The following is a 9,367-nucleotide window of genomic DNA, read 5'->3' as shown; positions in this document are numbered from 1 at the left end:
GACCGGGGCCGCGACGCCGTTCGTGGTGCGCGGGCTGGCGGCGGACTGGCCACTGGTCAAGGCCGGCCGGCAGGGTGCAGGTGCAGCGCGGGATCTGCTGGCGGCACAGGCCCGCAATCGTGCCTTTCCGGCCAGCATCGGCGGGCAGGCCGGCGATGATCGCCTGTTTTATGATGCCGCGATGGCGATGAATTTCCGCATGGACATGGCGCCGCTGCCGCAGTGGCTGGCGGCGATGGCGGCGGCCGAGAAGGATGCGACCGCGCCGACCGTCTATCTCTCCTCCATCGACATGGGCGATTATTTCGCCGGCCTTGCCGAAGCGCACAGCCTAAAGCTGGGCGCTCGTCAGCCGTTGGCCAGCATCTGGATTGGCAGCCGCACCTGCATCGCCGCCCACAACGACGTGCCCGACAATGTGGCGGTGTGTGCAGCCGGTCGGCGGCGCTTCACGCTGTTTCCGCCCGAACAATTCGCCAATCTCTACCTTGGTCCGCTGGAAAACACGCCGGCTGGCCGCCCGGTGAGCATGGTTGATGTGCGCGCGCCCGACTTTGCGGCCCACCCGCGCTTTGCCGAGGCCTTGCAGCACGCGCAGGTGGCAGAGCTGGAACCGGGCGATGCGATCTTCGTGCCGTCCTTGTGGTGGCACCATGTCGAAGGGCTCGCAGCCTTCAATATATTGGTGAATTTCTGGTGGCGCGATGTGCCGCGTTGGCTGGGCAACCCGGAAGATGCGCTGCTGCACGCCATATTGGCGGTGCGCGATTTGCCCGCCGAACAGCGTGACCACTGGCGCGCCCAGTTTGACCATCATGTGTTTACGGCCACGGATGACGCCACCGCCCATTTGCCGCCGGAAGGCCGCGGTATACTGGCGCCGCTCACCGCCGCCACCGCCGGCCAGATCAAGGCCCGTTTGTTGAGAGGATTGTCGCGATGAACAGCAAGCCGTTGAGGGTCGTGGTCGCCGGGGGCGGTACTGCCGGCTGGATGGCCGCGGCGGCGCTGGCGCACACACTGGGGCCGGTGATCGATCTTACCTTGGTGGAATCCGATGCCATCGGCACCATCGGCGTCGGCGAAAGCACCATCCCGCCGATCGTGCTGTTCAACCGCCTGCTTGGCATCAACGAAGCCGAGTTCATGCGGGCGACCCAGGCGACTTTCAAACTCGGCATCATGTTCGAGAACTGGCGCGACGTGGGTCACAAATATTTCCACAGCTTTGGCACGACCGGCAAGGATCACTGGTCGGCCGGCTTCCAGCATTTCTGGATGCACGGGCAAACCCAGGGCCATGATGCGCCCTATGACGCCTATGCGCTGGAACTGCAGGCAGCGATGCAATCAAAGTTCGCGCATCTGCCCGATGACCGGCTGAACTATGCCTATCAGCTCGATAGCGCGCTCTATGCTGCCTTCCTGCGCAAGCGAGCTGAAGCCGGCGGCGCCAAGCGTGTTGAAGGCCGGATCAGCAACGTCGAACTGAACGGCGAAACCGGCGATATCGCCGCGCTGATGCTGGATGGGAACCGCCGCATCGAAGGTGATCTTTTCATCGATTGCACGGGTTTTCGCGCCTTGCTGATCGAAGGCGCGCTGCACGCCGGCTTTGATGACTGGACCAACTGGTTGCCCTGCGATTCCGCCATTGCCATCCAGACGGCGAGCGTGCGGCCCGCCGTGCCCTATACCCGCGCCATCGCCCATGATGCCGGCTGGCAGTGGCGCATTCCGCTGCAGCACCGCCAGGGCAATGGGATCGTCTATTGCAGCCGCTACCTGACCCAGGAGGCAGCGCAGGAACGGCTGTTCGCCACCATCGAGGGCGAGAAACTGGTGAAGCCCAACATCATCAGCTACACCACCGGCGTGCGCCGCAAGCAGTGGCATCGCAACTGCGTGGCTGTCGGCCTGTCGGGCGGGTTCATGGAGCCGCTTGAATCCACCTCCATCCATCTGATCCAGCGCGCGGTGCTGCGCATCTGCCGCATGCTGCCGGCCGGCAAGGTGAGCGAGCATGACATCGCCGAATTCAACGAGCAGATGTTCACCGACATGCAACAGATCCGCGATTTCCTGATCCTGCACTACAAGGTGACCCAGCGCCGCGACAGCCCGTTCTGGCGCCAGGTGGCGACCATGGAGATCCCCGAGAGTCTCGCGCACAAGATCGAATTGTTCCGCGAAACCGGCCGCGTGTTCCGCAAGAACGAAGAGCTTTTCGTGGAAAACAGCTGGGTGCAGGTGATGATGGGGCAGGGGATCTGGCCGCAATCCTGGCACCCCGTTGCCGCCAAGCTGCGCCCGGAGGAGCTCAACGCCTTCCTGGGCGGCTTGCGCGACAGCGTTGAGAAGACTGTTGCGGGCCTGCCGGAACATCACGCCTATGTCGCGCGCTACTGCGGTGCTACCGATGCGGCGGCACAGGCCCATAAAGCCGCATGAAGAGAGGCAGTTGAAGCATGGCAAGACGTCGCCAGGCCGTCACGATCCGGCATGTCGCCGCCGAGGCCGACGTGTCGTTGCAGACCGTGAGCCGCGTCATCAACAACGAACCCAATGTCCGCTCGGAAACCAAGGAGCGGGTACAGGCCGCCATCGACAGGCTGGGCTATGTGCCGTCCATCGCCGCCCAGCGGATGAGTGGATCGCGGTCCTATCTCATCCTCGCCATCAACGATCGCGATCGTACCATCGCCGATTGGCAGGCCCGGCAGGGCACCGACTGGGTTGACCAGATGCTGCTGGGCGGCATGCTGAAATGCGCCGAGCATGGCTATCGCATGATCTTTGAACTGGTCGACACCCACAGTGATCATGTCGAGCGCGAACTGGCCGGTGCCATCGCTGCTCTGCAACCCGACGGCATCATCCTCACCCCGCCCCACAGCGACAATCCGCAGATTGTCGCCTTCCTCGCCGAACAGGACATGCCGTTCGTGCGCATCGGATCGCAGCAACGGCAGGCCGGCATTCCGGTATCGATGGACGATGAAGGATCTGCCCGCACCGCCACCCGCCACCTGATCGACCACGGCCACGCCCGCATCGGTTTCATTGCCGGTTCAAGCGAATATGAATTGAGCGGCTGGCGCGTCGATGGCTGGCGTGCGGCCATGGCCGACGCCGGGCTTGATACCGATGGACTGCTCGCTGCCGGTGATTTCTCCTACGCCTCGGGCCGGTCGGCAGCGTTGCGCCTGCTTGATCCGCCGGATCGGCCCACCGCCATCATTGCCAGCAACGATCAGATGGCGATTGCCACGCTTGACGTGGCGCGTGAGCTGGGCCTGGCTGTGCCCGACGATCTGTCGCTGATCAGCTTCGACAATACGCCCGTCGTCCAGTTCGCGCAGCCGCCGCTCACGGCCATCGACCAATCCATCGCGGCCACAGCGTCCACGGCGGTAGAACTCATCATCGCTTCGCTGAAGGGCGAACCGCTGCCCGAAACGCTCACCGTGGTGAAATCCAGCCTGGTCGAGCGGGCGTCGGTCGCGCGGCGTGGCTGAAGCAGACGTGGCGCCACGGGAGGCGCCGCGCCGCTTCCTGCTGCTCTATGCGCTGGCCTGGGCGGGCGCGGCCATCGCCTATGTGCCATTCCTCACCATCCTTTTGCCGGTGAAAGTGGAAGGGCTGGCAGGAACCCGGATCGGCATCGATTGGTTGGCCTGGCTCAGCTTTGGCGGCGCGCTGGCGGCCAGCGCTGGCCACCTGCTGTTTGGCTGGCTCAGTGATGTCACCGGCCGCCGGCGGCCGTGGATCGCAGCGGGGCTTCTGCTGTCGTGCCTGTTGCTGCTTGCGATGGGGCAGGCCGCCAGCCTGCCGGCGCTGCTGGGGCTGATCATTGCCTGGCAATTGGCGCTGAACATGATGATGGCGCCGCTGGCGGCCCTGGCCGGGGATCATGTCCCCGATGGCCAGAAGGGCCTGCTGGGCGGCCTGCTGGCGTTTGCGCCAGGCCTTGGAGCGCTGTCGGGCTCGCTGGTCACCTGGCCTGATCTGATGTTGCCGCAGGGAAGACTGGCTCTGGTTGCCGCGCTGGTTGCCGGTGCGGTGCTGCCGCTGTTGTTGCTGCCGCTGCCCGCAAAATCTGATCCTGCACCGCAGGCAACGTCGGTTCCGTCCGTTCATCCGACAGCGACTGTGCGGCGCATGTGGCTGGCCCGGCTGGCCCTGCAGATCGCCGAAGCGACGCTGTTTGCCTATCTCTATTTCTGGTTCCAGCGTGTCGATGCCGCCATGACCGATAATCGCGTGGCGGGGCTGTTTGCCGCCACGCTGGTGGTGTCGGCGCCCGTGGCGCTTGCCGCCGGCCGCTGGGCGGATCGCCATGGCCAACCGTTCCGGCCGCTGGTGCTGGCTGCATTCGGGGCAGCGTTCGGGCTGATGGGGATGGCCTTGTCCACGGCGCTGGCGGCTGCGATGGCGGGCTTTGCAGTCTTTTCGCTGGCCTCGGCCGTGTTCCTCGCCCTGCACAGCGCCCAGACCCTGCGCGTGCTGGCACGGCCGGAACGGCGCGGCCGCGATCTTGGCCTGTTCAATCTGACCAACACGATTCCGTCTTTGATCATGCCGTGGCTCACCATTGGCCTGGTGCCGCGCTTCGGCTTTTCCGGTCTGTTTCTGGCACTGGCCTTGTTGTGCCTGATCAGTGCGCTTGTGCTGGCTGGCCTGTCGCGCCGGCGGTGATTGCAGCCTCTTGATTTCGCAGCGCATCCGTGAAATGGTGAGAACGTTCACAACAGTGCAGGCCACGGTTGGACGCAAATTGAACAATGTGCACGACGCACAACTCCAGCCATCGCCCGGCAAATGGGTGGGGCAGGATCCGGGGGCAGGGGATGGCAATGAACAAGGCGCGCTGGCTGATGAGCCTGATCGTGCTGGCCGCCGTGGCGGCACCGTCGGCCGCACAGGCCGATCCAACGGCGTGGCCGGCCACCCGCAGTCCGGCTGCGCTCACTGATCCGGCTACCGAAGGCCGCATCACTACGCTGATGCAGCGGATGACCTTGCGCCAGAAGCTGGGCCAGTTGATCCAGGCCGACATCACTGCCATCAAGCCGGCCGATCTGAAGCGCTATCCGCTCGGTTCCATTCTGGCGGGCGGCAATGGCGGCCCTTATGGCAATGAACGGGCTGATACCGCAACCTGGGTGCGGCTGGTGGGGGAATTTCGCGCTGTCTCGCGCCGTTCGGGAGCCGGCATCCCGATCCTGTTTGGCGTTGATGCCGTGCACGGCCATTCCAATTTGCCCGGCGCCACCATCTTCCCGCACAATATCGGCCTTGGGGCCGCACATGATCCCGAACTGATTCAGCGCATCGGGGCTGTCACTGCGGCCGAATTGTCGGGCAGCGGCATTGATTGGACCTTCGCGCCCACATTGGCGGTGCCGCAGGATCTGCGTTGGGGCCGCAGTTACGAAGGCTATTCGGCGCAGCCGTCGCTGATTGCAGCCTATGCCCGCGCGCTCACGCTGGGGCTGCAGGGGCCAATCACCGCCGGCACGCCGCTGCCGGCCAACAAGGTGGCTGCCACTGCCAAGCATTTCGTTGCCGATGGCGGCACCGAGGGCGGCAAGGACCAGGGCGATGCCCGCATGAGCGAAGCCGAACTGGTGGCCGTGCATGCCGCTGGCTATGCGCCAGCCGTGGAGACCGGCGTGCTGGCCGTGATGGCGAGTTTTTCGAGCTGGAACGGGGTGAAGGCGCACGGCAACCGCTATCTGCTCACCGATGTGCTCAAGGGCCGGATGGGTTTTGATGGCCTGGTGGTGGGGGATTGGAACGGCCACGGCCAGTTGCCGGGCTGCACGCCCACCGACTGCGCGTTGACGATCAATGCCGGGCTCGACCTGGTGATGGCACCCGACAGCTGGAAGGGAATGTTTGACAGCACGCTGCGTCACGCGCGTCGCGGCACCATCCCGATCACCCGGATCGACGATGCGGTGCGCCGCGTGTTGCGGGTGAAGGCGCAACTGGGGTTGCTGGATGCCGCGCCCATGGAACGCGGCGACCCAGCGCGAATCGGCACGCCCGATCACCTTGCCGTTGCCCGCGAGGCCGTGGCCAAATCGCTGGTGCTGCTGAAGAACAATGATGGCGTGCTGCCAATCCGGCCCGGCGCCCGCGTGCTGATCACTGGCCCCGGCGCCGACGACATGGCGATGCAGAGCGGCGGGTGGACCGTCACCTGGCAGGGCACCGACACGACCGCTGCCGATTTCCCCAAGGGCCAGACCGTTGGTCGCGCCATTGCGGCGGCCGTGCGCGATGCCGGCGGCGAAGCGGTGATTGCCGCCGACGGCGCGGCTGCGGCCAAGCCCGATGTCGCCATCGTGGTTTTTGGTGAACAGCCTTATGCTGAATTCCAGGGTGATGTGCCCGATCTGGCTTTCCGCGCATTGGCTGGCGAGGCTGAACTGATTGCCCGGCTGAAGGCGCAGGGCATCAAGGTCATCTCGGTGTTCCTGTCTGGCCGGCCGCTGTTCGTGCCGAAACTGATCAATGCCTCCGATGCTTTTGTCGCGGCCTGGCTGCCGGGGTCACAGGGGCAGGGGGTGGCCGATGTGCTGGTGGCGCGCCGCGATGGCACGCCGGCCCGTGATTTCACCGGCCGGCTGCCCTTTGCCTGGCCGGCTGATGCGCGTTCGCCGATCACCGCGCCGCTGTGGCCGGTCGGCCATGGTCTTGATTACCGCGCCGCCGTCACCGTCGGCCCGCTCAGTGAGGATCCCAAGGTCGATCTCGCGGCACTGGCCAGTGAAGACAGTTACATGCTGCGCGGCAAGGTGATGATGCCGTGGCGGCTGGGTGTGGACAGCGCCGTGACCGCGCGTGCGGTTGATCTTTCGGCGCAGGAAGATGCCCGCCAGTTCCGCTGGGAAGCCAATGGCGCCATCGCCATCGATGGTCCTCCGGTCAGCCTGTCACGGCAGGGCACCGGCGGATTTGCGCTGCAACTGGATTGGCGCATCGATGCGCCCGCAACGGGCCCGGTGCGGCTCAGCCTGGGCGGTGCCACGCTTGATATCAGCGCGCCGGTACGCGCCCTGCCGCAAGGCCAGCCGGCCAAGCTGGACATCCCGCTGGCCTGTTTTGCGGCGGCCGGTGCCGATCTCGCGCATGTCGGAACGCCCCTGCGTTTGCAGGCGCAGCGCGGCTTCGCCATGACCTTGCGGACGGCCCGTCTCAGCCAGCCCATGCCCTTGCCGGCCTGCCCGCCCGCAGCCCCCTGATCTGATCGGAACCCGCCATGGCTGCTCCCTCTGTCGCCACCGACCGCCCGGTTTCCGGTCATGTCGATGCCCCGCGTCTGCAGGTTTTCGTGCTGGCGCTGTTCTTCATCTTCGGCGGCATCACCAGCCTGAATGACGTGATCATTCCCAAGCTGAAGGAGCTTTTCACCCTCAGCTACACGCAAGCCATGCTGGTGCAGGTGTGTTTCTTTGCCGCCTATGCCGTGATCGGCATCCCGGCGGCAAAGCTGGTGAAACGCATCGGCTACATGCGCGGGGCGGTGGCGGGGCTGGCGCTGATGATGATTGGCTGCCTGATGTTCATCCCGGCCAGCAGCACCGCCACCTATGGCCTGTTCCTGGCGGCACTGTTCGTGCTGGCCAGCGGTGTGGTCATCGTTCAGGTGGTAGCCAACCCGTTGATTTCCATGCTCGGAAAGCCGGAAACCACGCACAGCCGGCTCACCTTCGCGCAGGCCTTCAACTCGCTGGGCACGACGATCTTTCCCTATTTCGGCGCCATCCTGATCCTGGGCGCGCTGGCCAGCCAATCGGCAGGCGAGTTGTCGGGGGCGGCGCTGGATGCCTATCGCACCGCCGGCAGCCAGGCCATCGTCAACGGCTATCTGGGCCTTGCCGTTGCGCTGGCGGTGGTGGCCGGCGTGGTTTGGTTGTTCCGCAATGCGCTGCCGGCCGAACAGCATGAAGCCAGCGCCGGTTTGGCCGGCCTCGATCTGCTTGGCCAACGCCGCTTTGGTTTCGGGGCGCTGTGCATCTTCCTCTATGTGGGCGCTGAAGTGTCGATCGGTTCGCTGATCGTCAATTATCTTGGCCAGGCGCAGGTGATGGGGCTGGCCGAACAACAAGCCGGCAAGCTGATCGGGCTCTATTGGGGCGGCGCGATGGTGGGCCGCTTCGTTGGTTCGGCACTGCTGCGGCTGGTGGCACCGGGGCGAATGCTGGCGCTGGTGGCGATCGGTGCCATCGTGCTGATCACCGTGTCCACCCAGAGCACGGGTGATGTTTCGGGCTACAGCCTGCTCGCCATCGGCTTGATGAATGCCATCATGTTCCCCACCATCTTCAGCCTGGCCTGCGAAGGCCTTGGCCCGCGTGCGGCCGATGGTTCTGGGATCATCAATGTCGCCATCGTTGGGGGCGCGGTGGTGCCGCTGCTCACCGGCATGATCGTCGATGCCAGCGGCAGCCTGGCGCTTGGCCTGGCGCTGCCGGCGGCCTGTTATGCGGTAATCGCCAGCTTTGGCTGGTTCACCGCAAGGCCAGCGCCCGCCGCTTGATCAGGCCGTTGCCCGCCGGTTCCACGGCATTGCGGCCAGCAGATGGGCCATGCCGCACCAGCCCGTCGTCCCGGCCACACTGAGCCCGACGCCCACCAACCCGGCCAGCGCGATCCAGCCCGGTGCCAGCAGGATGCTGAGCAACACGCTGGCCAGCACCAGCAAACCGGTGGCGATCTGCAACTGGCGCATGATCGGCAGGCGCGATGCGGTTTCGCGCCCCGCCAGTGGCAGGCCGGCGCGAGCCCAGGCCTCCACGCCGCCTTCCAGCACCCAAGCGCTGCCGCCTGGAACCCGGGCCAGCAACCGGCCAGCATTGCTGCTGGTGCGCCGGCCGGTCTGGCAGGTAAAGATCAGGCTGCAATCATGGCCGCAGGCAAGCACGCCGCCATTGGCCAGGCTGAGCGGCATCGACAGCGATCCGGGGATGTGGCGGGCGGCATATTCATCGGCTTCGCGCACATCGATCAGCATGGCGTGGCCAGCATCGATCAGCGCTGCCGCGTCACAGGGGGGCAGGGACTTCAGCAAGGATCATTCTCCGCAGCGTGGACCGGCAGCATGGATGGGGGCAATGGCAGTTGGCCGCAGTAACTGACACTCAGTCGAAGGCAGCGGTTCGATATCAGAACATTCTAAATTAGTAAATAGAGATGGCATTGATTGATCCAGATCAAGGCTGGACAGCCCGATGCGGGCCACCATTGCACCAGCTTGATTGAGGAGTGATTGCCATGCGTAACGAAGGCACAATTGATCGTGTTCTGCGGACGGGGCTGGGTATTGCCCTGATTTCTCTGGTGTTCGTGGGGCCAC

8 protein-coding genes are annotated in these 9,367 nt (G+C 65.2%); 7 read left to right on the top strand and 1 reads right to left on the bottom strand.

Annotated features, from left to right (window positions below; all coding sequences use genetic code 11):
* From RT662_RS05205 to RT662_RS05180, 6 genes are all read left to right on the top strand, one after another.
* Positions 1 to 943 (top strand): cupin-like domain-containing protein (locus tag RT662_RS05205; protein WP_313669646.1); only part of this gene is annotated, 943 nt, incomplete at its 5' end.
* Entirely contained in the window at positions 940 to 2,451 is a 1,512-nt protein-coding gene (locus RT662_RS05200) for a tryptophan halogenase family protein (RefSeq protein WP_313669645.1), read from the top strand. The genes RT662_RS05205 and RT662_RS05200, both read left to right, overlap by 4 nt.
* 17 nt (positions 2,452 to 2,468) lie before the next feature.
* Positions 2,469 to 3,518 (top strand): LacI family DNA-binding transcriptional regulator, encoded by a 1,050-nt coding sequence (locus RT662_RS05195; RefSeq protein WP_313669644.1) that lies wholly within the window; start codon positions 2,469 to 2,471, stop codon positions 3,516 to 3,518.
* A complete protein-coding gene (locus RT662_RS05190; RefSeq protein ID WP_313669643.1) occupies positions 3,511 to 4,698 on the top strand; it encodes an MFS transporter in 1,188 nt (395 codons plus the stop codon). Before RT662_RS05195 ends, RT662_RS05190 begins: the two co-directional genes overlap by 8 nt.
* A 158-nt stretch (positions 4,699 to 4,856) precedes the next feature.
* On the top strand, positions 4,857 to 7,253 hold the full coding sequence (locus RT662_RS05185) for a glycoside hydrolase family 3 N-terminal domain-containing protein (RefSeq protein ID WP_313669642.1): 2,397 nt from the start codon (positions 4,857 to 4,859) through the stop codon (positions 7,251 to 7,253).
* Between the two features lie 17 nt (positions 7,254 to 7,270).
* Positions 7,271 to 8,551: a sugar MFS transporter gene (locus tag RT662_RS05180; protein ID WP_313669641.1), complete on the top strand. Its 1,281-nt coding sequence runs from the start codon at positions 7,271 to 7,273 to the stop codon at positions 8,549 to 8,551.
* Here the strand turns inward: RT662_RS05180 and RT662_RS05175 are convergent, their stop codons facing one another.
* On the bottom strand, positions 8,552 to 9,082 hold the full coding sequence (locus RT662_RS05175; RefSeq protein ID WP_313669640.1) for a rhodanese-like domain-containing protein: 531 nt from the start codon (positions 9,080 to 9,082) through the stop codon (positions 8,552 to 8,554). It abuts the gene before it with no gap.
* Between the two features lie 203 nt (positions 9,083 to 9,285).
* On the opposite strand from RT662_RS05175, the gene RT662_RS05170 reads away from it, so the two are divergent.
* Positions 9,286 to 9,367, top strand: an 82-nt coding sequence (locus RT662_RS05170) for a YgaP-like transmembrane domain (RefSeq protein ID WP_313669647.1), incomplete at its 3' end; no start/stop codon positions are given.

Origin of the sequence: Sandarakinorhabdus sp. (assembly GCF_032115815.1) — a bacterium.
GTDB lineage: Bacteria > Pseudomonadota > Alphaproteobacteria > Sphingomonadales > Sphingomonadaceae > Sandarakinorhabdus.
Note: the sequence above shows the minus strand (reverse complement) of the source record. Positions and strands in the feature narration are given on the sequence as shown.

Coding starts and splice junctions, on each gene's coding strand:
- RT662_RS05200 (WP_313669645.1), top strand. CDS start 940: ATGAACAGCAAGCCGTTGAGGGTCGTGGTCGCCGGGGGCGGTACTGCC.
- RT662_RS05195 (WP_313669644.1), top strand. CDS start 2,469: ATGGCAAGACGTCGCCAGGCCGTCACGATCCGGCATGTCGCCGCCGAG.
- RT662_RS05185 (WP_313669642.1), top strand. CDS start 4,857: ATGAACAAGGCGCGCTGGCTGATGAGCCTGATCGTGCTGGCCGCCGTG.
- RT662_RS05180 (WP_313669641.1), top strand. CDS start 7,271: ATGGCTGCTCCCTCTGTCGCCACCGACCGCCCGGTTTCCGGTCATGTC.